Annotated in this window: 21 protein-coding genes and 4 pseudogenes; 9 read left to right on the top strand and 16 right to left on the bottom strand. The window is 62.2% G+C overall.

What is annotated here, in order from left to right; translation table 11 throughout:
• From KHO41_RS23035 to KHO41_RS23020, 4 genes and pseudogenes are all read right to left on the bottom strand, one after another.
• Positions 1-442: helix-turn-helix domain-containing protein (locus tag KHO41_RS23035; RefSeq protein ID WP_211955592.1), on the bottom strand; the 442-nt coding region annotated here is incomplete at its 3' end.
• A gap of 42 nt (positions 443-484) precedes the next feature.
• A pseudogene (locus KHO41_RS23030) lies at positions 485-610 on the bottom strand (type VI secretion system baseplate subunit TssE); the annotation flags it as partial.
• Positions 611-1,178: 568 nt separating this feature from the next.
• The gene (locus tag KHO41_RS23025; RefSeq protein WP_244873976.1) at positions 1,179-2,870 is read right to left on the bottom strand and encodes a methyl-accepting chemotaxis protein; all 1,692 of its coding nucleotides are present in this window, start codon (positions 2,868-2,870) and stop codon (positions 1,179-1,181) included.
• 156 nt (positions 2,871-3,026) lie between these two features.
• Positions 3,027-3,236: pseudogene (locus KHO41_RS23020) on the bottom strand (IS3-like element ISBvi3 family transposase); the annotation flags it as partial.
• 221 nt (positions 3,237-3,457) lie between these two features.
• On the opposite strand from KHO41_RS23020, the gene KHO41_RS23015 reads away from it, so the two are divergent.
• The 4 genes and pseudogenes from KHO41_RS23015 to KHO41_RS23000 form a co-directional block, all read left to right on the top strand.
• Positions 3,458-4,432 carry a MerR family transcriptional regulator gene (locus tag KHO41_RS23015; protein WP_211955591.1) on the top strand — a complete coding sequence of 325 codons (975 nt, stop codon included), beginning with the start codon at positions 3,458-3,460 and terminating at the stop codon, positions 4,430-4,432.
• A gap of 18 nt (positions 4,433-4,450) precedes the next feature.
• Positions 4,451-5,053 carry a lipocalin family protein gene (locus tag KHO41_RS23010; RefSeq protein ID WP_211955590.1) on the top strand — a complete coding sequence of 201 codons (603 nt, stop codon included), beginning with the start codon at positions 4,451-4,453 and terminating at the stop codon, positions 5,051-5,053.
• A gap of 250 nt (positions 5,054-5,303) precedes the next feature.
• Complete coding sequence (locus KHO41_RS23005) at positions 5,304-6,230, top strand: fasciclin domain-containing protein (RefSeq protein WP_211955589.1); 927 nt, start codon at positions 5,304-5,306, stop codon at positions 6,228-6,230.
• Between the two features lie 90 nt (positions 6,231-6,320).
• Positions 6,321-6,932 (top strand): annotated as a pseudogene (locus KHO41_RS23000) (TIGR01777 family oxidoreductase); the annotation flags it as partial.
• Between the two features lie 80 nt (positions 6,933-7,012).
• On the opposite strand, the gene KHO41_RS22995 reads toward KHO41_RS23000, so the two are convergent.
• The 7 genes from KHO41_RS22995 to KHO41_RS22965 all read right to left on the bottom strand — a co-directional run bounded on the left by KHO41_RS22995 (position 7,013) and on the right by KHO41_RS22965 (position 15,274).
• The gene (locus tag KHO41_RS22995; RefSeq protein WP_211955588.1) at positions 7,013-7,969 is read right to left on the bottom strand and encodes a VOC family protein; all 957 of its coding nucleotides are present in this window, start codon (positions 7,967-7,969) and stop codon (positions 7,013-7,015) included.
• Between the two features lie 62 nt (positions 7,970-8,031).
• Positions 8,032-8,877, bottom strand: a complete 846-nt coding sequence (locus tag KHO41_RS22990; protein WP_211955587.1) for a fumarylacetoacetate hydrolase family protein — start codon at positions 8,875-8,877, stop codon at positions 8,032-8,034.
• Between the two features lie 39 nt (positions 8,878-8,916).
• Entirely contained in the window at positions 8,917-9,786 is an 870-nt protein-coding gene (locus KHO41_RS22985; protein WP_244873975.1) for an alpha/beta hydrolase, read from the bottom strand.
• Between the two features lie 116 nt (positions 9,787-9,902).
• Positions 9,903-11,240, bottom strand: coding sequence for an amidohydrolase family protein (locus KHO41_RS22980; protein WP_211955585.1), 1,338 nt, complete (start codon positions 11,238-11,240; stop codon positions 9,903-9,905).
• Positions 11,241-11,244: 4 nt separating this feature from the next.
• Positions 11,245-12,744: an FAD-dependent monooxygenase gene (locus tag KHO41_RS22975; protein ID WP_211955584.1), complete on the bottom strand. Its 1,500-nt coding sequence runs from the start codon at positions 12,742-12,744 to the stop codon at positions 11,245-11,247.
• Positions 12,745-12,801: 57 nt separating this feature from the next.
• Positions 12,802-13,872, bottom strand: a complete 1,071-nt coding sequence (locus KHO41_RS22970; protein WP_211955583.1) for a porin — start codon at positions 13,870-13,872, stop codon at positions 12,802-12,804.
• A gap of 103 nt (positions 13,873-13,975) precedes the next feature.
• On the bottom strand, positions 13,976-15,274 hold the full coding sequence (locus KHO41_RS22965; protein WP_244873978.1) for an MFS transporter: 1,299 nt from the start codon (positions 15,272-15,274) through the stop codon (positions 13,976-13,978).
• Positions 15,275-15,460: 186 nt separating this feature from the next.
• On the opposite strand from KHO41_RS22965, the gene KHO41_RS22960 reads away from it, so the two are divergent.
• Entirely contained in the window at positions 15,461-16,465 is a 1,005-nt protein-coding gene (locus KHO41_RS22960) for a LysR family transcriptional regulator (RefSeq protein WP_011295978.1), read from the top strand.
• A gap of 606 nt (positions 16,466-17,071) precedes the next feature.
• Here the strand turns inward: KHO41_RS22960 and KHO41_RS22955 are convergent.
• Positions 17,072-18,001 carry a LysR family transcriptional regulator gene (locus tag KHO41_RS22955; protein WP_211955602.1) on the bottom strand — a complete coding sequence of 310 codons (930 nt, stop codon included), beginning with the start codon at positions 17,999-18,001 and terminating at the stop codon, positions 17,072-17,074.
• Between the two features lie 99 nt (positions 18,002-18,100).
• Between KHO41_RS22955 and KHO41_RS22950 the strand changes: the two genes are divergently transcribed.
• Both KHO41_RS22950 and KHO41_RS22945 read left to right on the top strand, forming a co-directional pair.
• A complete protein-coding gene (locus KHO41_RS22950; RefSeq protein WP_211955581.1) occupies positions 18,101-19,114 on the top strand; it encodes a zinc-binding alcohol dehydrogenase family protein in 1,014 nt (337 codons plus the stop codon).
• Positions 19,115-19,137: 23 nt separating this feature from the next.
• Positions 19,138-19,563, top strand: coding sequence for a GlcG/HbpS family heme-binding protein (locus KHO41_RS22945; protein WP_211955580.1), 426 nt, complete (start codon positions 19,138-19,140; stop codon positions 19,561-19,563).
• Between the two features lie 403 nt (positions 19,564-19,966).
• On the opposite strand, the gene KHO41_RS22940 is transcribed toward KHO41_RS22945, so the two are convergent.
• Positions 19,967-20,704, bottom strand: coding sequence for an SDR family oxidoreductase (locus KHO41_RS22940; protein ID WP_211955579.1), 738 nt, complete (start codon positions 20,702-20,704; stop codon positions 19,967-19,969).
• A gap of 137 nt (positions 20,705-20,841) precedes the next feature.
• Between KHO41_RS22940 and KHO41_RS22935 the strand changes: the two genes are divergently transcribed.
• Together KHO41_RS22935 and KHO41_RS22930 are read left to right on the top strand one after the other, a co-directional pair.
• A complete protein-coding gene (locus tag KHO41_RS22935; protein WP_211955578.1) occupies positions 20,842-21,759 on the top strand; it encodes an AraC family transcriptional regulator in 918 nt (305 codons plus the stop codon).
• 320 nt (positions 21,760-22,079) lie between these two features.
• Positions 22,080-22,556 (top strand): MarR family winged helix-turn-helix transcriptional regulator, encoded by a 477-nt coding sequence (locus KHO41_RS22930; protein ID WP_211955577.1) that lies wholly within the window; start codon positions 22,080-22,082, stop codon positions 22,554-22,556.
• A 66-nt stretch (positions 22,557-22,622) separates the two neighbouring features.
• On the opposite strand, the gene KHO41_RS22925 is transcribed toward KHO41_RS22930, so the two are convergent.
• The 3 genes and pseudogenes from KHO41_RS22925 to KHO41_RS22915 form a co-directional block, all read right to left on the bottom strand.
• Complete coding sequence (locus KHO41_RS22925; protein ID WP_244873974.1) at positions 22,623-23,129, bottom strand: PaaI family thioesterase; 507 nt, start codon at positions 23,127-23,129, stop codon at positions 22,623-22,625.
• A gap of 234 nt (positions 23,130-23,363) precedes the next feature.
• A pseudogene (locus KHO41_RS22920) lies at positions 23,364-24,097 on the bottom strand (amidohydrolase family protein); the annotation flags it as partial.
• Between the two features lie 141 nt (positions 24,098-24,238).
• Complete coding sequence (locus KHO41_RS22915; RefSeq protein WP_211955576.1) at positions 24,239-25,213, bottom strand: Bug family tripartite tricarboxylate transporter substrate binding protein; 975 nt, start codon at positions 25,211-25,213, stop codon at positions 24,239-24,241.
• Between the last annotated feature and the right edge of the window lie 12 nt (positions 25,214-25,225).

Here is a 25,225-nt window from a genome sequence, read left to right as displayed (position 1 = left end):
CATCGTTTCGTTCATAGGCACGGCGCACCGGTTTCTGGGCACTCATGCCCCAGGCCTTGAGATAGCGCCCGGCCGTCGTCGACGAAACCGTGACGCCGTATTCCCGCTTAATCAGACTCGCGACGCACTCGCGTGTCCAAAGGTAGAACGGCATCGCCAACTGGTCCGGCATCCGGCTCACGATCAGCCCACGAATCCGAGCGGCCTGCTGGGCGTTCAGCCGTCCGCCGCCAGGGCGGCGGCCCCGTTTGCCAGGCTTCAGCGCCCGTGCGCCGCCTTCCCTGGACAGCTTCATCCATTTGCTGACTGCTCGCAGGCTTACGCCGTACGTCGAGGCCGCGCCGGTTTGTGTCATCCCTCCACGCACCGCTTCCACCACCAGCTTTCTCAGGTGGGCTTGCGTGGCTCCATCCAACTTTCGGGCATCAGTTTTTGTCTTCATGCCCACATAACGCACTACGCACTATTTGGTGCACACGTCAGTAAGAATGCGCTGGATGTTGTCCTGCACCGAGAGGAAAGCCTGTGCTGCCGCATCGAATTCGTCGACCGCGAAACCATTGGCAAAAAATCCCGTCACCGTCTCGAAGAGCCCCCGCCCGCCACGCATCCCCCCTCGCTGCCCACCACCGCTTCCTCGAAGCCCAGCCCGATGCCTTCGTCCTCGAAATACAACAGGTAAATCGCATTCGGCGCCTGCCGGCCTTGACGCGCAGCGGCTACGCCCGCTCGGACAGGCCGGACAGCCATTGCTCGTGCATGCGATCCACGTGCGCCAGATCGACCCGAGATCATGCCTCCGCTCGTCCGCGGCCTTCGAGGCGATTGAAACGGTGATACCCTGGTATGTCGCGTCACCGAAGCCGAACAGCTCGCCCAACCGGAGGTGTTCGACTTTCTGTACCTGGTCGGCGACCATTTTTCGACGCTGTGACACGCTTTGCGGCGCAGAGACGGCATATACTGGGCTACCTGCTCGACGTCGCCGACTACGAGTCATGCCAGAAAGCCATGTCAAAGATCCAGGTCGAGATCGGGTCCATCGCAGGAAGTCCCAACGACACCATTGCATCCGCGGCAACCGTTCGCCATGAAGTAACCGTCAGCGGAACCCGTATTGACCTGGGAGTAATGCTCCGGCAAGTCGTTGGCGTTGTGAGGGCTGCGGATGCTATGGCTCACGGCCGACGATCTGATGTCAGAACTGATAGCCTCGGTCCTGCCAGTGCTGCCAATCGGTAATGGCCTTCTGCGTCATCTCGTCGCTCGCCAGTGGCACGAGTTGCGCTGACCTTCGCGACCACGCCGTCGAGCTTAAATTGGCTCATGGCGTGGGTCAGCTGTTCGGCCTGATGTCGCAGGCTCTCGGCCGCTGCGGCGGTCTCTTCCACCAGTGCGGTGTTCTGCTGCGTCATCTGGTCGAGCTGCTGTACCGCAGCATCTACCTGCGAGATGCCCTCGGACTGCTCAGCGGCTGCGTTCGTGAGTTCGCTGATCATTTGACTGACGCGCTGCGCCTGGGTAACGATCTCGTGCATGGATATGCCGGCCTCGTCGACCTGCTTCGTGCCGGCCTCGACCTTTTCGACGCTGGCGCCAATGAGGCTCTTGATTTCCTTGGCCGCGTGGGCACTGTGTTGCGCCAGGGTACGTACCTCGCCGGCCACCACCGCGAAGCCGCGTCCTTTCTCGCCCGCCCGCGCGGCTTCCACAGCGGCATTGAGCGCCAGGATGTTTGTCTGGAAGGCGATGCCGTCGATGACGCCAATAATGTCGGCGATCTTCCTGGACGATTGGAAAATATCCTGCATCGTGCCCACCACCTGGCCGACCTTGTCGCCGCCCACGCGGGCCGCTTCGGCGGCCTGCGAAGCCAGTTGATTGGCCTCGCGCGCGATCTCGGCGCTGGTCTTCACGGTGCCGGACAGTTGCTCCATGGACGCCGCCGTCTGCTGCAGGTTACCGGCCTGCTCTTCGGTGCGCCGACTCAGATCGGCGTTGCCGCTGGCGATCTGCGTAGTGCCGGTGGCGATGCTGTCACTGCTGCTGCGCACTTGGCCGACAATCCGGGACAAGCTGGACTGCATTTCACCCAGCGACGCCAGCACGCTGCCGCCCGGTGCGGCTGAGGCGCCGACCACCGGCGAGAGGTCGCCTTGCGCCACGCGCTTGGCCACTTCCCCAAGTTGTGCCGGCTCCGCACCGAGGGCGCGTGTCAGACTGCGGGGGATCAGCACCCCGGCCATCACCGCAGCAGCAAAGACCACCAGGCAACCCACGAGCAGCAGGTTGCGCTGCATCGCGTAGTCCGCGGCAGCCTGGGTGACGAGATCTTCCGATTGCTTGCTCGTGAAGTCACGGTAGTCATGCGCCGCACGGATCAGCGCGGCCAGCAAGGGCCGGCAATCCGCATTCATCCTGGCGACGGCCTCTTCGCGCTTGCCTTGCGACGCCAGTTCGACGATACCTAGCGCCACGGGTGAATATTTCGTCTCCACCTCGGCAATCTTGGCCACCAGAGTGCGAGCCTCCCGGGAGACGCCAGGCTCGGCGGCCCTCTTCGTCAGCTTGGCGATTCGGGTCTGCACGTCGTCGTGTACCGTCGTGACCTCCGCCTTGATGGTCGCGCGGTCCTGCGGCGTGGCGGCGTTGACCAGGTCACGCGCCAGGATGGCACGACGCTCAATGGCCGTGCGAACTTCGTAGGACAGCAGCAATTGAGCGTTGAAGCCCTGAACGAAGCTCGCGAAGCGATCGTTCGCGTCGTTCAGCGACTTGACCGCCAATCCTGCGACCAGGGCGATCAGCACGGCCAGCGTGGCGAAGGCAAAGAACAGTTTGGCTCGGACTGTCATGTTCTCGATGTTCATTTCGGCTAATGGCGTTTAAAAGAACGTTGGTAATGGTGAACTGCGATGCTGAGCTGCCGGCCCACGACCTCGACTTGCTGCGGCTTGGCGCAGTTGCGGTACGCGTCGGCACAGCTGCCTCTCGACTGATCGTGCCTCGGCTCCGCATACAGCAACTCATGCAGCCATGCGCCGGGTTTCGTCGTCGACGGGGGCAAGGTAGTCGATAGATGTGCGCAGGCGTCGCCGACTGTCATAGCCGACCATCAGGGTCTTGAAGAAGCTCTCCATGGGCGCGTTGCCCCAGGCGTTCGCACGCCGACTCATCGAGACTTGCATCCCGAATGCGCCGGCTATTCGATAGGCACGGCTAGCGTACTGGCTACCGCGAAACCCTGGCTCCCTGGGGCCGGCGTGGTGGCAATCGAACTCGCCGAGCAGCTGCGCCGCGTCGATGTTGCGCGCCAGGCCCGATCCGATGGCTGCGACGTTCATGGCCTTGTTCCGTAGTGGTTGCTGGTGCTGCCCGGTGCACTGCACTTGTGCAGCAATATACTAGACAAAATCATTTTTGTCTTAGACAATTATGTTCAAAGAGTTCGTTGACCATGAATACCCTGACACAACCCACTACCCTGACATCGTCTGGATCCCCTGATGCCGGCCTGCCGATCGCCTCCGTCGAGCGCGAGACCGGACTGGGCAAAGACACCTTGCGCGTATGGGAGCGGCGCTACGGATTCCCCACGCCTTCGCGCGATTCCTCGGGTGACAGGCTCTATAGCGCCACGCAGGTGCAGCAGCTCAAGTTGATCCGCAGGCTATTGGATGCCGGCATGCGGCCGAACAAGGTAGTGGGCCTGGACACTGCGCAGTTACAGGCTCTGCTGACCCAGCACACCCCTGCGTCGTCAGACGTTTTGTCCACGACAAACTTGTCGAACAACGAGCCCGATGCTTTGCAGGATGAGTTGCTTAACGCGATTGCCACGCATGATCCCCGGGCGCTCCGGCACGGGCTAAGCCATGCCCAGATGCGCATGGGTCTGGCGCCTTTCGTGACTGATCTGGTGGCACCTCTGACGACTGCGGTGGGCGATGCCTGGGCCCAAGGGCGCTTCGAGGTTTTTGAGGAACACCTGTACACCGAAGTGCTCACCGGCGTGTTGCGCCATGCCATCGCCTCGCTGACGCTGAAACCCGTTCCCCAAGGTCCAAAGGTACTGCTCACCACCCTGCCGCAGGAGCAGCACAGCCTGGGGCTGCTGATGGTCGAAGCGCTTTTGGCGCTGGAGGGCTGCGCATGCGTTTCCCTGGGCACGCAGACGCCGGTGACCGACATCGTCCAGGCCGCGCAGGCACATCAGGCGGACGTGGTAGCCCTGAGCTTCAGCAACGTCCACAAGGCGGCAGTCGTGCATGCCAACCTGCGCGAGCTGCGCGTGCAACTGCCGAGTGCCACTGCGCTGTGGGTAGGCGGCGCGTGCAACGCCCTGTACCAAAAACCGCTTGCGGGCATCAGCGCCGTACAGCATTTGTCCGGCTTGCAACCGTTGGTAACCCAATGGCGCCATGCCCACTGAATTCGCGGAGGGCTTCGCATGCTCATCTGTTCGCGCACGCATCGCAAGGCGTTTTCTTCCCTTTCACGCCGCCAGCGACTGGGCTTGCTGGCACTGCTGCTGGCGTGCGCTGCCCTGTTGGCGGTCGGTTGCGCCAGCACCCGCCCTCCGCCGAACGTGAGCGCTGTCACGCCTTTTGACTTACAGCGCTACGAGGGCCGCTGGTATGAACTGGCACGGCTGGACCACGTTTTCGAGCGCGGCATGACAGATGTATCGGCCACTTATACCGCGCTGACTGACGGCAGCGTGCGCGTGGTCAATCGCGGCTATGCACCCGCCACAGGCCAGTGGCGCGAAGCCGTTGGCAAGGCGTCGTTCACCGGCGCGCCCACCACCGGCTCTCTCAAAGTGTCCTTCTTCGGGCCGTTTTACGGCGGCTACCACGTGGCCGCGCTGGATCCGGACTACCGCTGGGCGCTCGTGCTGGGGCCAGACACCAGTTACTGCTGGATTCTGGCGCGCGACAAGCAGCTACCTGTCGTGCAGCGCGATGCCATCGTGGCGCGGGCGCGGTCGCTGGGTGTTGATACCTCGGCCCTGATATGGGTGACGCACGAGCGCCGGGACCCGGCACTCTGAGCGGAGGCTGGCCATGGCCGACACCGTCGTCTGCTTCAAGCCCGACTTGGGCGTGCCCGACCATGCACCGCTGGTGCTCACCCCGCACGACCCGGTGCTGTCGTCTCACGTGCCCGAGCCCAGTCTCTGATCTACGACCGTCCTTCAAACAGGCAGATGCAGTGTTCGATTGATAGACAGGAGGCAACAGATGAGGAAATGAACATCACTTCCACAGTGTTTTGTTTCTTGAAAATCAAGGAGAGGCACCATGTCAATTTGGATGAAGAAGTTGCTGACTGTCCTGACTGTTGCATTCATTGCCGGCTGCGGTGGCGGCGACGATCCACCCGGAAACGTTGTGCAAGTGGCGCAAAGTGACAGCAGATTCAGCATTCTGGCGGAGGCCATTCAAACCGCAGGGTTGACCGATACCTTGGCGGCACCGGGGCCGTACACTGTTTTTGCGCCGACGAATGCCGCATTCTCAGCCCTGCTAGGCGAGCTTGGCATCAGCAAGGACCAGTTGTTTTCCAACAAGGCGCTGTTGACCGCGGTCCTCAAATATCACGTGGTTGCTGGCCAGGTAAACAGCAGTTCAGTGTCGCTGGGAAAAGCCATTAATCCAGTCGGCGGGGGCTATTTCAAGATTGACAAGACAGGTTCAGACCTCATCATCACGGATGGGCGCAATCGCAAAAGCAAAATCGTTCAGGCGGATATTGCGGCGTCCAATGGTGTCATCCATGCCACCGACAAGGTGCTATTGCCAGCCGATAAAACAGTTGTGCAAACCGCCATCGCCAATCCGGATTTCAGCATTCTGGTGGAGGCTGTGACCGCCGCAGGCTTGGCCGACACACTGAGCGCGCCCGGGCCCTTCACGGTTTTTGCACCGACCAACGCGGCCTTTGCGTCGCTGCTGACTGAGCTGGGGCTCACCAAGGCGCAATTGCTGGCCAACACGGCGTTGCTGACCAAGGTACTGACCTACCACGTGGTCCCAGGCCTCGTGTTGAAAGCCGACGTGCCGGTAAATACGCCAATCAAGACTGTCGAGGGTGAAACCTTCACGGTCAGCCCGGCTCTCGCCATCACCGACCAGCGAGGGCGTCAGGCGAACATTGTGGCAACCGACGTGCTGGCATCCAACGGTGTCATTCATGTGCTGGAAAAGGTGATTCTTCCTGCGCCTTGAGCGGGTGCGCGGTGCACGTGGCGCGACCACGCGGCGTGCACCGCTGCCCGGGGACCGGTAACCCCCGCAACATTTGAAAGGAAGAACTCCATGCGCATTCTGCTCACCGGCGGCACCGGCCTGATCGGCCAAGCCCTTTGCCAGCACTGACAGCGCCAAGGCCACGCGCTCTGGGTCTGGAGCCGCGACCCGCAGAAGGCACAGCGCCTGTGCAGCGGCGCGCAGAGCATCGCACCGTTGCAAGCGCTGGACGGCAGCGCACCGCTGGACGCCGTGGTCAACCTAGCGGGCGCGCCGATTGCCGATCGCCCGTGGACCCAGGCCCAGCGCGATGTGCTGTGGCGCAGCCGCATCGACCTGACGCGCACCTTGGTCGACTGGATGGGCCAACAAGCCACACCACCGCGCGTCCTCGTGTCAGGGTCGGCCATCGGCTGGTATGGCGACGGTGGCGACCAATGGCTGGCCGAAGACAGCGTGCCGGGAAACGCCGACTTCGGCCGCCGCCTGTGCGTTGCCTGGGAACAAGAAGCTGAGCGAGCGCGCCAGTGGGGCGTGCGTGTGGCGCTGCTGCGCACCGCGCCGGTGCTAGTGGCACGGGGCGGCACGCTGACGCGGCTGCTGCCGCTTTTTCGACTGGGCTTCGGCGGCCGGCCGGGCAACGGCCAGCAGTGGATGCCCTGGATCCATCTCGACGACAAGGGGCAAGGGTCCTCGACGCAAATTCGCCGTCGTCACACAAATTGCGGAAGACCCGCTTTTATTACACTTCACGGCTGTCGCTAGCGTGCGGACGCGCCCGGCGCTTCCGTATTGCGGATGAAGTCGGAGGGCACGTCAGGACCCCACTGGTACAGCGAGTCCTCGGGCGCGAAGTCGCCGGCAGGCCACGGCTGGCCGGGGGCGACGAAGTCGATGTCGGCCGAATACTCGTTGAACGAGCCCCACGGGTCCTGCACGTAGTGGAAGTAGTTCGAGCCGAGTACGTGACGCCCCGTGCCCCAGCCGCGCGTGTAACCGGCCGCGGCCATCTGGGCGGCGCCCTGGCCGACCATGTCGACGTCGCGCACATCCCAGGCGGCGTGGTGCCATCCGCGCGCGCTGCTCTTGGCGAAGGCCACAAGGTGGTGGTCGCTGCCGTGCGGCGCGTGCGTGAAGGCGATGATGTCGAGCGACTTGTCGGACAGGCACAGGCCAATGGCGCGCGCGTAGAAGTCGATCGCGCGCAGCACGTCCGGCGTGAACAGGAGTACGTGCGACAGGCGGTCCGGGTGTACGGTCTCTACCTGCGACCGTGTTACCGCGCCGCGGGCATTCGCGCCGGCACCCACCGTCACGTGCGGCGCCTTCGCACTGGGGCTGGTCTTGGGCCCGACCTTCACCTGCAGCAGGTTGCCGTCCGGGTCGTGGAACCAGATGCCGCCGCCGTCCGCGCCTTCCGGTGCGTGGGCAGGGACGGCGCCAGCCGCCTCGATCTGCCGCGCCAGCATGTCGAAGTCGCGCTCGTAGCCATTGAAACTGAGGTAGGCGAGGGACTTGGCTGGCGCGGGCAGGATGCGCGCCCAGCGATGCCCGTCAGTGGCGCGCAACTCCAGTTCGTCACCGTTGCGGACCTCGCGCACGTCGAGGCCGAACGCTCGGTAGAAGCGGGCGGCATCGGCGATCGACGGGACGTTGAGTGCGAAGTGGTCGATGGAATGTACGGCCGCACGCGGGCCTGCCACCTTGGTGTCGGGCATGGCTGTCTCCGGGGTTGCCGCCGGCTGCGGAGTTCGCCTCGCCGGCGGTCGGTTCTGAGGATTTACTTCACTTCGTCGACGATCGTGTTCGACAGCGTGCCGATCTTCTCGACGATCACCTCGCACACATCGCCCTGCTTCATCAGCAGCTTGGGCTCGCGCGCCCAGCCGATGCCGGCCGGCGTGCCCGACACGATCACGTCGCCTGCCTCCAGCGTGATGGCTTGCGAGATGATCGCGATCAGGGTTTCGACGTCGAAGATCATGTCGTCGGTGCTGGCCGACTGCACCACCTGGCCATTCAACTTGGTCTGCAGCAGCAGGCCGCGCGCGCCGGGCGGCAGTTCGTCGGCGGTGACCAGATCGGGGCCGAACGCGCCGGTGCCGTCAAAGTTCTTGCCGACCGTCCACTGCGGTGCCTTGAACTGGTATTCGCGCACGGAGCCATCGTTGAATAGCGAGTAGCCCGCCACGTGCGACAGCGCGTCTTCCTTGCGGATATGACGGCCACCCTTGCCGAGCACCACTGCCACTTCGCCTTCGAAATCGAGCCCCGCGCAGTCGTCCACGGCCGGGCGCACCAGCGGCTGGCCGTGCGCGACCAGGCTGGTGTGCACGCGGAAGAACAGTGTCGGATAGTCGGGCTGATCGTACGGGCTTTCCTTGGTGTGGTCGGCGTAGTTCAGGCCCACGCAGATGATCTTCGGCGGACGTGACAATGGCGGCAGGTATGTGATACCTGCGGCGCTGACCGTTTCCCCGCTAGCCTCGTCGCGGCCGTATGCGTCCAAATTGACGCCGCGCGACAGCAGGTCTTCCAGCGTGGTCTGCCCGAGGACACGAATGACTTCGCCTTCGCGAATGCCGAGGTACTTCTTGCCATCTTTGAAAAACGAAACATAACGCACTGCGATCTCCCGATTGATACTGGGGTATTGCCTGCACCGTCAGGTTGACGTGGGGCTGGCATGTTGATGGAGCCACGACTTGAAGGTGTGGCAGATGGCGTTGTTGGCGCGGCGCGCCGACGCGGAGGCCTCAAAGAAGCCGAAAAACGGATGGAACATGTCATCGAAGCGAAGCAGGCAGACAGGTACGCCCGCCGCTTCAAGTCGGGCCGCATAGCGCGTGCCTTCCTCGCATAGGGGATCATGACCGGCGACCGCCACCACCGCCGGCGGCAGGCGGTGAACATTGACGGCATGCATCGGCGACGGCGGGAACCTTCCGGCCAGTGCGGCGCGTTCACCCATGTACAGCCGCGAGATGTCGCGCAGGTCAGTGGGAGACAACATGGGGAATTCGCCGCGCGCGGCTTCAAGCTTCTGCGTGTCGCGGGCCAGGTCGACCCCCGGCACGATCAGCAGCTGCGCCGCCAGGGTTTCGCCTTGGTCGCGCAGCAGCAGCGCAGTCGACGCGGCTAGGTTGGCCCCCGCGCTCTCGCCGGCCACGCCGATCCGCGCGGGATCTCCGCCAAGCGCGGAAACGTTGCGGATGGCCCATGAGGTTGCGGCCAGCGCATCGTCGTGCGCAGCGGGAAAGGGATGCTCGGGTGCCAGCCGGTAGTCGACCGAAACGACGACGGCATCGAGATCGCGACACAGCTTGCGCGCAATATCGTCCATCAGTTCGACGCTGCCCAGCACAAAGCCCCCGCCGTGGAAGAAGACCACGGTTGCTAACATGGCGGACGCTGTGCGGGGACGGTAGACCCGAACCGGGACGCGCTGGCCGTCATGGACGGCGATGCCATCCTCGATGGCCCCCACCTCCGGCAGCGGCGTGCGCGCGCGCGCCGCGAGGATGGCCGAACGCATGCGCTCCCTGGCGTGTTCCGGAGGCCCGGAGAACGGAGCGGGAGCACGGGCCTCGCGCATTGCCGCGACGATGGCCGCCAGTTCCGGATCGAGCGGGACGGACATGGTGCGCGTCTTCATCGCAGACCGAGCACGTAGTGTTGAGATGCTGCTGCGCGGTGGCGCAGCATGTCCACGTCGACACCGGTCATGCGTCCATGGCGCTTGACCGTGCGGCCCGCTACGAACACCGTATCCACATTTCCCGGATGCGCCGCCAGCACCACCGCGCCGACGGCATCCGACACCGGCGCGAGGTTCAGGTCATCGCCGCGGATCATGACGATATCGGCCTGCTTGCCTGGCGTCAGCGAGCCGACTTTGTGGTCCAGGCCGTTGGCCCTGGCTCCCGCCACGGTCGCGAACTCCAGCACATCGCGCATCGACAGCGTCGCCGGTGCATTGGCCACACGCGAATGGTTGCCGCCCATCCAGGAGCGGTAGTAGGCAAAGGCATGGCGCATCTGCGTGAACATGTCACCCGAGCATTTGGTCTCGGTGTCGCCGCTCAGGCTGGGCCGGATGCCAACCGCAAGCATCCGGTCCAGCGGGAGGTCGCCAATGCCCTGCGCATTCAGCTCGCAATGTACGCCGAGCGACGCGCTTACGCCGGCGTCAGCCATCATGGCGATCTCATCTTCGCCAGAGCAGCAGCAATGCACGAAGGTTAGGTCATCGCCCAGCACGCCCGCTTCATGCATCTGCGCAATGCCCCTTGCGGTCCCGTTGCGCGCATAGGCGCCCATATGGATGGATGAGCGGATGCCCAGCTCGCGCGCCAGGCGCAGATCGCGAAGCCAGACCTCGCGGCACGCCATTTCCGGGCCACGTGCCGCCATCGCGAGCGTCAGCAGTTGGTCGTCGGTCGAGAAGTAGCGTTCCCGCAAGCGGCGAATATCCTCCGGGTGGCCGCGCTGGCTGTCGAACATCCATGAGGCGCCTTCGACCAACGGCCAGCCGTGCGCGAATATGCCGCGGATGCCGGCATCGCGAAGGCCAAGAACCGCGGCATCGGCGTGCTCGGGAGAGTTCTGCACGTGTGACCAGTCGAGCATCGTGGTGATGCCGCTGTCCAACGCGGACACCGCGCCCAGCATGGTGCCGATATAGACATCATCCGGCCGGAATGCCGCGCCGGTGGCCCCCAGCATCTCGGCGAAGTAGATCTGCGGATCGATGTCGGCATAGCGGTGCCTGACGCAGCTCTGCCAGGTATGGCGATGCGTGTCGACAAAGCCGGGTAGCACGATCATGCCGGCCGCGTCGATGCGCTGGACCTCGGGGGCCTCGATGCGCGGGGCCACGGCGGCAATCCGGTCGCCTTCGATCAGAATATCGCCCTGGCGTAGATCTCCGATCGCCGGATCCATGCTGAGAATCCAGCCCCCGGTAAGCAGCAGTCGTCGTTCGTTCATCGCTTCACCGTTTCAGCCATTTCGCCAGTTGCGCTTCTGCCTCGGCAGCCTGCGCGACGTCCGTTGCGGCCCAGGCTACGTAGCCGTCCGGGCGCAGCAACAGTGCCTTCACACCTTCCATCGACGCGGGAATCCTTGCCGCGCGCGCAGCCAGCACGGTGACCGGCCATCCGGACAGGTTCAGCGCCGCGAACTGCCGGCTGAAACCTTCCAGGTCGAGCAGCACGAAGCGCCGTTCCCTAAGCGTCTGCGTCACCGCCACGGCGCTGCCGTCCGGCAGGAGCAGGTCGAGGTCCGGGCACCGCTGCCCCGTCAGCGAATGACTGCCGGGCGCGCGCGGATAGGGCGCCTCCAGGCCGTTCAGCTCCAGGACCAGCTTGCGCTGGACATCGGGCAGCGGAATGATGTGTTCCTGCATGCGGCGCTTGAGCGCCACCGCGTCCGGCTCGAAGTTGAACTGAAGCGCGCACTGCGCCTTGACGCTCTCGAGCAGGGCGTGCATGACCGGCAGCCGCTCCGCATCATAGGTATCAAGCGTGGACGGGTCCGCCACGCCGTTGACGACGTTGGCCAGCTTCCAGCCCAGGTTGAAGGCGTCCTGCAGGCAGAAGTTCATGCCTACGCCGCTGGCCGGGTAATGGATGCGTGCCGATTCCCCAACCAAGAAGACGCGTCCCTTGCGCAGGCTGGACACCATGCGCATCTGGTCGTCGAAGCGGGATGCCCAGCGGAAGGAGCGAATGCCGTAGTCGGTGCCGTGCACATCGCGGATGCATTGCAGCGCTTCTTCCAGCGTGACTGGCTCGTCCTTCGGCGCGTGGCGCCGGTCGCGGTGGACGATATTGAAGCGGGTGACCCCGTCGCCGAACACGTAGCCGCGCACCCAGCCCATCTCGTTGTCGACATTGACGCGGCCACCGGGCCACGGGGCATGCAGCTCCGCATCGATGACAATCCCGCGGAAGGTGCCGGAGTGCCCCTCGAACGGCAGGCCGAGCCGGTTGCGCACGACGCTGCGCCCGCCATCCGCGCCGACCGCATAGCGGGCATGCAACGTGGCGACGGTTCCCGCCGCATCCAGGACATCGATCTCGACTGCGTCGTCCGACTGATGGACGTCAAGGACTTCCATGCCTGTCCGAATCTCCGCTCCGCATTCCGCGGCCCAGGCCCCGAGGATTTCCTCGGTGTGGTTCTGGGGCAGTCCCAGCGTGAAGCCGAAGCGTGATTCCAGATGCTTCCAGTCGATCGGATGGAAGCCCGCCCAGATATGCGAGGGCCGGAACGGATAGTTCGAGATCGCGCGCGTCTTCTCGATAAACCGATGCGCGATGCCGCGCGCATCCAACAACTCCAGGACGCGGGGCATGATGGTGCCGGCGCGCGACTGGACACCATCGGTGCGGCGCTCCAGCACAAGCGTCCTGACACCAGACCCGGCCAGCTCCGCCGCCATGGTCAGGCCGGAAGGCCCGCCGCCCACTACGATCACATCCCACTGCATTGCATTTTCTCCTTCAACGGCATTGGCCGAAACCTGGGCGAAGCCCAGTGATTCCACTCAGAACAGATGGGTCATGCCAGCTTCCAGCACCATCTGGCGGGAAGACGTGGCAGGCGCTTGGTTGCGCATCACCGCAAGCTGGCCGGAGCCGGCAACCTGGAGCACACCAAGCACATAGAGGCTGGTACGCTTGGACAGGGCGTAGTCGAGATGCGCGTGAAACTGGTGCCACTGGTACGGATCGAGGGTGGTGTAGGAATAGCCGCCGCCAACGCGCAGTTGTGCGGTGACGTACTTGAACGCGCCCACATCGATCGACTGAGCGGTCTCCCTAACGCCCGCGGCTTCAAGGCGCGTATAGCTGTAGTTGCCCATTACGCGCCAGCCGTGATCGACATAGGCAATGCCAGCGCTAGCCGTGTTCTGGTTCTGCAGAATCGCGGCGGTGGGATTGCTGCTGAAATCGATCCCATACAGTCGCGTGATGCCCAACTTCTGGCCCGGTGCGTAGGGCACGCCGTTGACCGACTCCCAGACCACAGCGCCCTGTATCGGGCCGCTGGAGTAGCTGACTTCGGCGCCGACAGCGCGCCCGGTATTGGTTGCAGAGCTGGCGTTCCCAAACGCGTACATGGCGCCGAACTGCAGTCCGCCGAACAGCGGCGACTTGTACTTGACGGTGCTGTTAAGCGCGTTGCCCACGGTCCGGTCCAAGTTGCCGGGGTGCGTGGCCAGCAGCGACGTGTAGCGCTCGGAGGTGAGAGGGACCAGGTCGGCCAGTAGGTCATAGGTGGACCCCAGCGTGATGGTCCCCAGGGCGTTGGAGCTCACTCCGACATAGCTCTCGAACGGCGTGGAGTTACCGGTATCCAGGAACACATACTTGCTGATCCGGAAGATCGCGGCCATGTCGCTGTCAATGGCTTCCTTGCCGGACATGGCGATAAAGGGCACGGCATGGGTACCGCTGAGCTGGAACTGCCCGCCCCCGCCAGGGCCGGCATTGGTGGTGTAGGACACGCCGGTCCCTAGCAGGCCCGACAACGTGACCGACGATTGGGCCCTTGCGGGCAGGGGGCCGGCCGCCAACATGGTGGCGCTGACCAGCGACAAAGCTGCCTTCCTCATTCCTGTGTCTCCGAGTCTTCTTTCTCGATATTTCCGGGCGCACGCCGCCCTGCGCGGCCGTCGGTTGACAGCCGGCTTCTTCAATCCGTCTATGGGATGGGTACTAGCGGGAGGGGATTTGCGCAGGGGTGGCGGACAGCCCGCCTTCCGCCTCGGCGTGCAGCAATGACCGGTACATCCAGCCTGACGCCGCCACCGCCAGCACGCCGGCACAGGCAAACACCAGGGCCATGCCATGCGCCAGGGCATCCGAGCGGGCGTCGAAGACATGCTTGCCCGCCAACGCGATCAGGGTGGGCGAGAGGCCCTGCCCAATGAGCCCGTTGAGCACCAGCACGATCGCCATGACCAGCCCGACCGCGGTGGTCGGCACCGTCCTTGCCACGATGGTCGAGGTGACGGCCATGAAGGTCCATGAGAACAGCACGACCATGGCGTCCAGCAGCCAGAAGGCAGTCGGCGTGCCAGCCACGCAAAGCATGACCCCGAGGCAGGGCACGGCGATGCTCACGACCATGCCAACCAGCGCCACGCCGGAAAGCCGATTGGCGCAAGCGCGCGCATCCATGGCCAGGCCTGCGAGCCACAGCCCCAGCGGCCCCATGGTGAGTAGCAGGCCGCCCTGGATCAGTCCGATCTCGCCCATGCCAAGCTGGAAGCGGCGAGCCACGATGGTCGGGATCCACGCACCCAGACCGTAGGTGATCATGGCATTGCAAACCGCAAAGGCCACCAGCGGCAAGAACAGGGACTTGTTGTCGGCGAGATGCCGGAGCGCGGCCCTGGTGCTCGGCTTGCCGCCATGGGCTTCGCTCAATGGACGGCCCGGATCGCGACACAGGAAGATCAGCAGGCCCACGGGAAGCCCGGCAATGCCGATCAGGAACAGCGTCATCTGCCAGGGCGGTACCGGCCCGATCAACGGAATGGTCCGGATGCCTGCCGATGCGATCCAATGGAGCATGGGGCCGCCAAGCACAAGGGATAGACCGGTGCCCAGCATCAGGGCCATGGTGTACACGGACAGCGCTCGCGCGCGCCGCTGGTCGTCAACTCCGTCACGGATCAGCGAGTATGACGAGGGCGGAATCAGCGCCTCAGCACCGCCCACCACAATGCGCGCGACCACCAGCGTGATGAACGCGACAGCCGCGGCATTGGCGGCCACCGCGATCGACCACACCAGCACACCCACCGCCACGATCACCCGGCGGTTGTAGCGATCGGCCAGCCAGCCCGCCGGCAGCCCCACCGCGATATTCGAAATGGCGAAGGCAGCGCCAATCAGGTAGCTGATCTGGAGATCGTTAACGCCGAACTCGCGCTGGATGGGGCCGACCATCAGCACAAGAATGTTCTTGTCGATCTGCGCCAGCATCGTCACCAGCGTCAGGGTGGCCACCAAGCCCCATTGGGGCATCGCTCTGGCGGGCTCTCTAAGAGGCTCTCGAATCACTGTGTGTCTCCGTTTCTTTTCGTTGGTCCCGGCCTGCGTCGCCGTGTGGGTCGGATTATTGGCCCGATGATGACATTTACAAAATTTATTGTTTAAATTCGGTACATCCATTCGGTGAATCAAAGATCGCCCATGCGCTTCAACAAACTGGACCTGAATCAGCTCGTGGTGCTCGACGCCTTGCTTTCGACGCGTAGCGTGGGCAAGGCCGCGGAGCGGCTGTTCCTGAGCCAGCCCGCCACCAGCTGCTCGCTCGCCAGGCTGCGCGAGTATTTCGAGGACGACCTACTGGTGGCCGTCGGCAAGACTCAGGTGCTGACGCCATTGGCCCTGGGGCTCAGGAAGCCGGTGCGTGATGTACTGCTGCAGATCCAGACCATCACGCGGGCGCGGCCGTCCTTCGACCCGGCCACGTCGACGCGCCGCTTCATCATCGAGTCGTCCGACTACGTGATCAGCGTCTTTTTGTCACAGGTGATCCGGCGCGCGGCTGAAGCGGCCCCGCTAATGCAGTTCGACCTGCGCGCGATCAGCCCGCAGACGCCCGAGCATCTGGAGAGCGGCGAGGCCGAGCTGCTGATCGCGCCGGAGTTTGCCATGGTGCCGGGGCACCCGTCCGAGCCGCTGTTCGAGGACACGTTCTCTTGCCTCGTCAGCGCCGACAGCACCGTCGGACAGGATGGCCTGACGGTCGAGACCTACTTCGATGCGGCCCACATCGGCGTGGAATGGGGCGGCGGGCGGCGCGTGACCTTCGATTCACGGCTGATCGCCACGGGTAAGCGCACCCGGCGCCAAGACGTTATCGCACCCAGCTTCACACTTGTCCCAGCGCTTTTGTCGGGCACGGACCGCATTGCGACCCTGCCCACGCGGCTGGCTGAACAGATGGCCCAGCGATTTGGCCTGCGGCGCGTGACGTGCCCGATCGACCTGCCTGCATTCTCCGAGCACCTGCAATGGCAGAAGTACCAGGAGAGCGATCCGGCCATTGTCTGGCTGCGGGAATTGTTGCGCGAAACCGCTCGTGAAATGGTCGCTGCGGAATGGGAACCCCGTGCCCGGCTGCCAAGCGCGGGGCCGCGGGCGCCGGCTGCTAAGAAGCGGGCAAGGAAAGAAGGACCGACTACAACCTGAGCAAGCCTGGCCGTGGGCCGGGTAGGCAAATTGTTGCTGCTAGCAAGGTCGTCTTCGGTGACTGCACAGTGGAGCTCCATCTCATGGCCCGTGTAGGCGGGGAATGCCGCTGACAGCAAACCCCTGGCCCTGCTGGCTCTATCGGTTGCGGGGTTTGTGAGCCTGTCGGTTAATTGTGTTTTCTGGCATTCTCCGGAGAACGCTGATCGTGCTGTTGAAGATCGTAATTCGTGCGACCCGCGCTCATCATTCATGCGACCGTGGCTTTTTCACGCTCATCATTGATGCGACTGTAGCTTTTCAATGCAAAACAGCGTTCCTGTGGGGCGTTTCGCACGCGCTGCGAAGCAGCTGCGATTTTGGCTAGTTCGACGTAGTCTCACAAATGCTGAGCATTCATGGCGTTGGCGTTGCCTTTCCGCAACTGCCGAAAAGCGTACTTGCGGACGAAATCCGGATAGAAATCAGAGCTTTGGGCCCGTGTAATTAGTCGCGCATATGGTGAGCACCAGTCGCACGATCTCTGATCTTCAACAGTGTTGTTGTTGAAGTCGTTGAAGAAGCCTCGCGCCGATCAAGATTCAGCATGAGTCAGTGGGCACTGTGTTACTTGGATGGCGAGCCTTCCATGGAGTAGCTTGCGAGCAGGGCGATGCAGCGTTCCCGTAGGAAGGCACTCAGCGCTTTAATTGCGGGCGTCAGTTGCGCACGGTGAGCGCAAATCAAATGCAGTGGCGCTGGCTCGCCATAATCCTGCGGAAATATCTCTACCAATCGTCCGGTCTTCAGGTCGTTGACGAGATCCAGTCGCGATTTATAGATCAGGCCTTCACCAGCGATCGCCCAGCGACGCACCGCATCGGCATCGTCGCTGACGCGATTCCCTGTGACCGCCACGGTGCGGTCGCCGCCGGGTAGGGTAAAGCGCCAGCGTTCATGGATCTGCTCGCTCCAGATATACCGAAGGCAGTTGTGTCGCCGCAGGTCATCGACTTTGGCCGGTGCGCCATGTTGTTCGATGTACGACGGTGCAGCGCACAACGCACGTCGGTTGTTGTCGAGCAATTTGATAGCCAGAAGAGATGAATCCGGCAGCGCCCCGTAGCGCACCGCGAAATCCAGCGGCTGGCGGATAAGATCGGCCGCCCGGTCGCTCAACTTCAGGTGCAGCGATAAACCGGGGTGCTGGTGCTGAAAGACGTCGAGCCACGGCAGTAGCAGATTTCTCCCGAAATCGGACGGAGCAGATAGCCGCAGCGGACCGGATAGTGTTTCCCGACCGCCGGCCAGAGCCTGTTCGCCTTGCTCCCGCGCGCCAACCATGATCCGCGCATGCGGCAGGTAGCGCTCCCCAGCCTCTGAGAGTTGCATGCTGCGCGTGGAACGTGTGAACAGGCGGGCGTCCAGCGCCTTTTCGAGTCGCTGCACGGACGCACTTGCCTGCCCTGGCGCGATGTTCAGTTGGCGTGCCGCCTCCGAGAAGCTGCCAGCGTCGGCCGTGTGCACGAAGATTTGCACGTCATCGAGGCGGATGATTTTCATTGGAATGCCGAAAGTGTTTGGGCGCGTCGCTTGTTTATCTGCATATTGCAGAAAGATACCATGGCCTTCATGCATTCCCTGGAGAGCACTTGTATGAAAGCCATCGGCTTCTATCGGAACCATCCCATCAGCCATCCGCAGGCGCTGCAAGACATCGAGTCGCCGACGCCTGAACTGCGCGACCACGACCTGCTGGTGGAAGTCAAAGCGGTGTCCGTCAACCCGGTCGATACCAAAATCCGGCGGGGCGGAGACATTCCCGAGGGACACGCGCGTATCGCCGGCTGGGACGCAGCGGGAATTGTCCGCGCTACCGGACCGTTGGCCACCCGCTTCAAGCCAGGTGACCGTGTCTGGTATGCCGGCGACATTACGCGGCCTGGCAGCAACAGCGAACTGCATGCCGTGGACGAACGCATCGTCGGTCCCATGCCGGCATCGCTGGATTTCGCGGAAGCCGCATCGCTGCCGCTGACAGCGATCACTGCCTGGGAATTGCTGTTTGACCGTCTACGTGTTCAGGCTGCCGATCCGACCGACAACAACGTACTGCTGATCACCGCAGCTGCCGGTGGCGTCGGCTCCGTCCTGACCCAACTGGCGCGCACGCTGACGGGGATGACCGTTATCGGCACGGCTTCGCGGCCGGAAACCCGTGAATGGGTGTTGGCGCATGGCGCGCACCACGTCATTGATCACCGGCAACCTTGGGCGCCTCAATTGGCAGCGCTCGGCATCGAACACGTCACCCATGTGGTCGGCTTGAACCAGAGCGCCCTCTACGTGCCGCAGATCGCCACTGTGCTGCGCCCCGAGGGGCAGTTCGCCCTCATCGACGACCCGGTGGAGTTGGACATCGGACCGTTCAAGGGGAAATCCATTTCGATTCACTGGGAACTGATGTTCACCCGCGCCAAGTTCACCACCGACACCATCGCCCGACAACACGCCTTGCTGCGCCGCGTGGCCGAACTGGTCGATCGCGGCGACATCAAGCACACCCTGACCCAGCGCATTGATGGCATCAACGCTGCGGGCTTGATCGAGGCGCATGCGCTGGTCGAAGCCGGCAACATGATCGGCAAAGTCGTAGTCGCTAATCCCTGAGCCAATCTGACAAGGAACCCACCATGACATCCCCTGTCGTCACCACCGCAACGATCAGCCTGGAAGCCGCACAAGCCTTGCTGGCGGAGGCGCGCCGCGCCAGTGAAGCGCGCGGGTTCGCCGCGACCATCGCCATTACCGATGCAGGAGGCCACCTGCGCGCCTTCGAGCGCGCGGACACCGCCCCGTTTCTGACTGCAAGCGTGGCGATCGACAAGGCCTGGACCGCCGCCTCGTTCGGCATGGCCACGCATCAATGGAACCAGTACATGGCCGAGCCCGCCGTGGCCCCGCTGGCCCACCATCCTCGCCTGATGCCGGTGGGCGGTGGTGTACCCATCATGCATCAAGGGCGTTTGGTGGGTGGCATCGGTATCTCCGGCGGCACCTCTGCCCAGGACCATGAGGCCGCCGAGGAGGCCTTGCGTAACGCAGGTTTTCTGTCATGAGGCGCGAGCCTGCCAACTTTGCCCGGATCAAGCGTGAGCGCCAGACGCTAACCCGTGCCGCTTTTTGGCGTGGTCGCTCGATCTGAGTTCTGGTCTGGACCGGGCGGCCGATTGAATGCTCAAACCGGCCGCTCAATTTTCTGCGAACGGCAGAATGCTGAGGGTCGGGAACCGAAGTTCGAGGCGGTAACCTCGTCCGCGCAGCGCGGACGGCGCCTACGGGCCATGAAGAGCCGTCCCGTTAGTGTCGTGGACTTGTCATCCAGGTGTTTGCTTCTTTCAGGTTCCGGCCGTTCACAGGTCGACGATGCCCGTCGCATCGGCCAAAGCGAAAGACCCGACCAATTTGTTGAAATGTCAGCTACCAGCCATCGCGGATAATGCAGGCTGCGGCGGCAGCAACCTACCCCTGCGCCGTGGGGCGGACGATAATCTCGCCCACGTCAACATCGGCCGGTTGCTCGATTGCAAACGCAATAGCCCGAGCAATGGCATCCGGCGGCATGGCGAATTTATCCATCGAGGCGGAGATTTGCGCCTTGGCTTCCGGGTCGGTGACCGACTCTGCAAAGTTCGTCCGCGTGAAGCCGGGTGAAATGACCGTGACACGCAGCTTGTCTCCCGCCTCCTGCCTTAGCCCCTCCGAGATCACGCGCACGGCACTCTTGGTTGCGGCGTAGATTGCCATGTTCGGCGCGATGCGATGAGCGGCGGTGGACGCGGTATTGATGAAGTGACCGAAGCCCTGCGTACGAAAGAGCGGTAACGCCGCTGCAATACCGTTCAGCACGCCTTTGATGTTCACGTCGATCATGTCTTCCCAATCGTCCACGCGCAGCTCGTCGAGAGGAGAAATCGGCCCGACGCCAGCGTTGTTGATCAGCACGTCGAGTTGACCGAATCGCTCGCATGCCAGTTCTACGAGTTGGGATATGTCCTCTCGCCGCCTAACGTCCGTGCATGCCCATGCACATTGTCCCCGCGCCTTGGCAATTCGATCGGCGAGGTCGCGAAGCCGAGGCTCCCCACGTGCGCCCAGCACCACCTTCGCCCCGCGCTCCGCCAGTAGCAGGGCCGCTGCCTCGCCGATTCCGCTGCTTGCACCGGTGATGACAACGACCTTGTCCTTGATTGTCGACATGATATTTTCCTCATCGCTTGTCCAACGGGCGAGAATCATCAAACCCCCGCACGCTCTGCACATCCCATGTTCGTCTAGCCGGGCCGTCTAATCTATAATCGAATCAACGTATTTATTTATCGATCGTACGGATTCGGATGGACCCGCTCTCGGATGTCTTTCACCTGCTCAAAGTCGAGAGCGTGCTGTCGGCACGGCTGGAAGTGCATGGCGCCTGGTCGCTGCGCTTTTCTGCTTATGAACACATCAAGTTCGGTGGCGTCCTGGAAGGTGCTTTCTGGCTATGGTTCGAAGACGGCGCCCCGCCCGTCGAGCTGAGGGCGGGCGATTTTTATCTGTTGACTCAAGGGCAGGCGTATTGCACTGGAAGCGACCCTTCCCTTCCTCCTGTCGACGGCCGTGAAGTGCTTGCCACGAACCTTTGCGCAGACGGGATCGTGCGTTATGGCCGATGCGGGGAGAAGGTCAGTGCAGCCGGAGGTCGCTTCGTCTTCGACGCGGATACCAGCGAACTCTTGCTGAAGTCCTTGCCGCCGCTTATCCATATTCCGGCTGCTTCTGAAACGGCTCCGGCGCTGCGGACCGTGCTCGATCTGCTGCGACTTGAAACGGAGAGGCCCCGCCCGGGCGCATCGGTTGCCGCGGCCAGCCTCGCAAACATGGTACTTGTGCAAGTCCTGCGCGAATATTTGGCGTCGGGAGCGCATACGCCGGGTTGGCTTGGCGCGCTGGCCGATCCAAAAATCGGGACCGCCCTTGCCCTCATCCATGAGGACGTAGCCCGGCGTTGGAAAGTCGATGAGCTCGCGGCGGCGGTGGCCATGTCGCGCACGACGTTTGCCGAGCGCTTCAGGACGCTAGTCGGCATGACGCCCATCGATTATCTGACCGATTGGCGTATCGCAAAAGCGGGCGCCGCGCTGCGAGAAGGGAAAAGCATAGCTTCGGTCGCCGAAAGCATCGGCTATGGTTCAGAGGCGGCCTTCAATTCCGCGTTCAAACGGATCGTTGGACAAACTCCTGGGCGCTACCGGCAATCGCAATCCGCAGCATGAAATAATAAGCGGCATTCTGATTGCCGGCTCAACACTCCCAAAGAGGGCCGGCCGGGGTTCGTAAGAGTCGGAGCCGCACGAGTATCGAGGTTCTGCGGCTGCGGGTATTGAAACCAACCTGAAGATCCGCCTGTCCTACTGGACCCGCTCTAGGATCAATTGCCATCGCAGGCACGTGAACGCGATCAGCTTCAAGAGTTCCATCTCCGGGCTTTGAGCCAAGATGGGGCTCGACTCGATGACATCAAGATCGCTGCAGTGAATGCATTCGGCGATCCGAAGCGGCCTTAAAATGAACGTGCTCTCATGACGTGCCTGCGATGAAACAAGACAATCCAATCTTCGACCTTCCTTCCATTGCGAAAGCGGGAATGCGCCAGTTGCATCCGGACGATGGTGCACTACTGCTCATGCATTTCGCGTTCCGTGGACTTGTCGTGAAAGCGGATGAGCTTCTCGCGACTTATGGACTGACTCGGGTTCATCACCGAATTCTCTACGCGATCGCCCGCTCGGAGAGGCTTTCAGTTGGCGGACTCGTCGAACTTCTCGGTGTTTCAAAGCAGGCCCTACACCGCCCCTTGAAGCACCTTCAGGAAGCGGGGTATGTCATAGCAAGACGGGACGAGATCGAGCATCGTGTGAAGATCCTGTCCCTGACGTCACAAGGTGCGGAGATTGAACTGCTTGCCTCAAGGCAAGAAGCTGCTGCCATGCAAGCCGCGCTAGCAAACGTTTCGGCCGCCGAACAGAAAGCGTGGCGCAAGATTATGATCACGCTCGCCCGAATGGTTTGATTTAGCTCAGCACTGAGCGTGATTCACCTAACGGTGGATGGGCCGCCAATGAGCGAAAAGTTCTGCTCAGTTCGCCTTAATCATCAACGTAGCCGATCCCAACGCATACAACTTGTCGTTGACATCGCGGATTTCCGCGCTGCAAAGCCCCAAGCTCTTCGTGCGTTCCTTCAAACGGCCAGTCACAACGTATTGGGTGTTTTGCGCAAGCGGTCTTACATACGTGATGTTGAGGTCGACGGTAGAGTATGGAGTCGTCGCGTCGAGCGATGAGAACAGGGCCAGTGCTGCAGCACTGTCAATACAGGTCGCTGCGAAACCGCCGTGCACCATACCGGATGGGTTCATATGCCGTGTGTCGGGCATGGCCATCATCGCTACTTCGCCGCTGCCGACGTGTGTCAGCTGCATTGGCATAGTGTGCGAGATGCTCGATCCTGGCATGCGGCCATCCCGGATGGCCTCCAATACTTGCAATCCGGTTGTGAGCGACGGTGAAGGAAGCGCCTCGGGCGGCATTGCGCCTTCTGTGACGTCGCGCGAGGAGGAATTGATGATGTCTACGTTTCTCATGTCAACAGTATTGACCTAAAAGCCGAACGGCTCGATCGGTAGAAACCCGTACGCAGAACTTAGCATGCAGGCTACCGGGCATCCCAAGTCCACGCGTACGGGTCGCATACGTTGAAGAAGCGGTTCTGACCGAGTACATTCCGCGCCGCAACGGCATTGCTGCCCATAGCCACAGGCGGCTTGTTCGGCGAGCTTGGCAACCCTCACCGCCAATACGCACGTGCAATACCGCCATCACTCAGCAAGGCCAAGCAGCCGGACCGCATTACCTTTCAAAATCCTTGGCATGACTTCGGGCCTGAAGCCCGCCTGCTCGAAATCCTGCATCCACCGCTCAGGGGTAATCAGCGGATAGTCGCTTCCGAATAGGACTCGATCCCTCAGCAAGGTGTTGGCGTATGCACGAGTTGCTTCGGAACGTATTTCGGACTCCAGCCACTGAGGTCGATCCAAACATTCGGCTTGTGTGTGGCCACGCTCAGTGCCTCGTCCTGCCACGGAAAGCTGGGATCCGCCATGACGATCTGCATGTCCGGAAAGTCGATGGCAACATCATCCAAATTCGTCGGATTCGAATACGCCAGCCTAAGCCCGCCGCCGCATCGCATGCCGGACCCTATGCCGCTGTGACCGGTGTGGAAGATCGCCGGCAGCTTGTAATGGTCGATGACCTCATAGATCGGCCAGGCCATCCTGTCGTAGGAATGGTAGCCCTGCACGGTCGGGAGGAACTTGAAGCCCTTGACACCTTCCTCGCGGATCAGGCGCTCCGCCTCCCTGGCACCCATCTTTCCCTTGTGTGGATCGACGCTGGCAAAGGCGACCATCATGTCGCTGTTCTCGCGAGCCGCCTGTGCGATTTCCTCGTTCGGAATGCGCCGGCGTCCCAGTTGCGCCTCGCAATCCACCGTGAACATCACCAATCCGATGTTTCGCTCGCGATAGTAGGCGACCGTCTCGGCGATGGTCGCCCCCCCCAGGGTTCAAATTCTATCGGGGCGACATCTATTATGCCGCGGGGGGCCCCCTCCTGGGAACTACTGCCTAGCCATCGATGCTCGCCCAACTCCAATCGGGTTGAGCATGCTCACGCAAACGCCAGGATCGTCCTATTCAATCTTAAAACCAAAGCGCTTCACAAATTTTCCCCAGACCGAGTATTGCATGGTTACCTCGTCCCAGTAGACCTGGGGAGATGCCGGCGGCGCGGCTTCGAATCCCAATCCAGAAAGGCGGTTAACGAAATTGCGGTCCTTCAACACCAAGTTCAGCGATGCATTCAACCGATCAATAGCGGCTTGCGGCGTTCCCGTTCGAGCCACTAATCCAATTGTTGAGGATAGGTCAAAGTCCGGAAATCCGCTCTCGGCCAACGTGGGAATCGAAGGAGCAAGCGATGAGCGACGTGCCGATGCCACGGCAAGTGCCTTCAAACGCCCGTTCTTAATATATTCCATGTCAGACCCTAATACGCCGAAACTGTACTGAATATCGCCCTTCATTTTCGCCAACTGGATCGCACTTCCACCAGCATATGGAACATGCACCACGTCAATACCAGCTTCCGCCTTCAACATTTCTGCGGCGAGATGCGAAATACTCCCCTTCCCCAAGGAAGCATAATTCAACTTCCCTGGATTCTTTTTGGCATAGCTTACGAGCCCAGAAACATCGTCCACAGGTAAGCTTGGCGATATCGATAGCACAATCGCAACATTTCCTATTTTACCGATCGGAACCATGTCCTTAAACGTATCATAGGAGATCTTTTTATAGACGAGTCCATTCAAACTGGTCAGCGCCTCGCTTACCATCAAGATGGTATATCCATCCGCCGACGATGATTTCAACGAATTTACGGCAATAATTCCGTCTGCGCCCGGCTTATTCTCTATGATGATCGTCTGCTTGAGAGACGCACCCATCTCCTGCGCCAAACGTCGCGCAACATTGTCTGCGATGCCACCGGCCGGATAGGGGACGATCATCCGAATAGGACGCTCTGGGTATGCCGCAGCGGCGAAGCTGAAACACGTAGCCAGAATAATTCCGATAAATACCTGAATACGATATACCTTATTCATCTTAATTCCAAT

The sequence above is a fragment of the Cupriavidus numazuensis genome, from assembly GCF_905397435.1.
In the GTDB taxonomy this organism is placed as follows: domain Bacteria; phylum Pseudomonadota; class Gammaproteobacteria; order Burkholderiales; family Burkholderiaceae; genus Cupriavidus; species Cupriavidus numazuensis.
The sequence above is the reverse complement of the archived record's forward strand: the minus strand, read 5'-3'. Positions and strand labels throughout refer to the sequence as shown.

Coding starts and splice junctions, on each gene's coding strand:
- KHO41_RS22975 (WP_211955584.1), bottom strand. CDS start 12,744: ATGCAGTGGGATGTGATCGTAGTGGGCGGCGGGCCTTCCGGCCTGACC.
- KHO41_RS23025 (WP_244873976.1), bottom strand. CDS start 2,870: ATGAACATCGAGAACATGACAGTCCGAGCCAAACTGTTCTTTGCCTTC.
- KHO41_RS22980 (WP_211955585.1), bottom strand. CDS start 11,240: ATGAACGAACGACGACTGCTGCTTACCGGGGGCTGGATTCTCAGCATG.
- KHO41_RS22995 (WP_211955588.1), bottom strand. CDS start 7,969: ATGCCCGACACCAAGGTGGCAGGCCCGCGTGCGGCCGTACATTCCATC.
- KHO41_RS23010 (WP_211955590.1), top strand. CDS start 4,451: ATGCTCATCTGTTCGCGCACGCATCGCAAGGCGTTTTCTTCCCTTTCA.
- KHO41_RS22985 (WP_244873975.1), bottom strand. CDS start 9,786: ATGCGTTCGGCCATCCTCGCGGCGCGCGCGCGCACGCCGCTGCCGGAG.
- KHO41_RS22940 (WP_211955579.1), bottom strand. CDS start 20,704: ATGTCGACAATCAAGGACAAGGTCGTTGTCATCACCGGTGCAAGCAGC.
- KHO41_RS22935 (WP_211955578.1), top strand. CDS start 20,842: ATGGACCCGCTCTCGGATGTCTTTCACCTGCTCAAAGTCGAGAGCGTG.
- KHO41_RS22950 (WP_211955581.1), top strand. CDS start 18,101: ATGAAAGCCATCGGCTTCTATCGGAACCATCCCATCAGCCATCCGCAG.
- KHO41_RS22960 (WP_011295978.1), top strand. CDS start 15,461: ATGCGCTTCAACAAACTGGACCTGAATCAGCTCGTGGTGCTCGACGCC.
- KHO41_RS22925 (WP_244873974.1), bottom strand. CDS start 23,129: ATGAGAAACGTAGACATCATCAATTCCTCCTCGCGCGACGTCACAGAA.
- KHO41_RS23015 (WP_211955591.1), top strand. CDS start 3,458: ATGAATACCCTGACACAACCCACTACCCTGACATCGTCTGGATCCCCT.
- KHO41_RS22945 (WP_211955580.1), top strand. CDS start 19,138: ATGACATCCCCTGTCGTCACCACCGCAACGATCAGCCTGGAAGCCGCA.
- KHO41_RS22930 (WP_211955577.1), top strand. CDS start 22,080: ATGAAACAAGACAATCCAATCTTCGACCTTCCTTCCATTGCGAAAGCG.
- KHO41_RS23005 (WP_211955589.1), top strand. CDS start 5,304: ATGTCAATTTGGATGAAGAAGTTGCTGACTGTCCTGACTGTTGCATTC.
- KHO41_RS22970 (WP_211955583.1), bottom strand. CDS start 13,872: ATGAGGAAGGCAGCTTTGTCGCTGGTCAGCGCCACCATGTTGGCGGCC.
- KHO41_RS22915 (WP_211955576.1), bottom strand. CDS start 25,213: ATGAATAAGGTATATCGTATTCAGGTATTTATCGGAATTATTCTGGCT.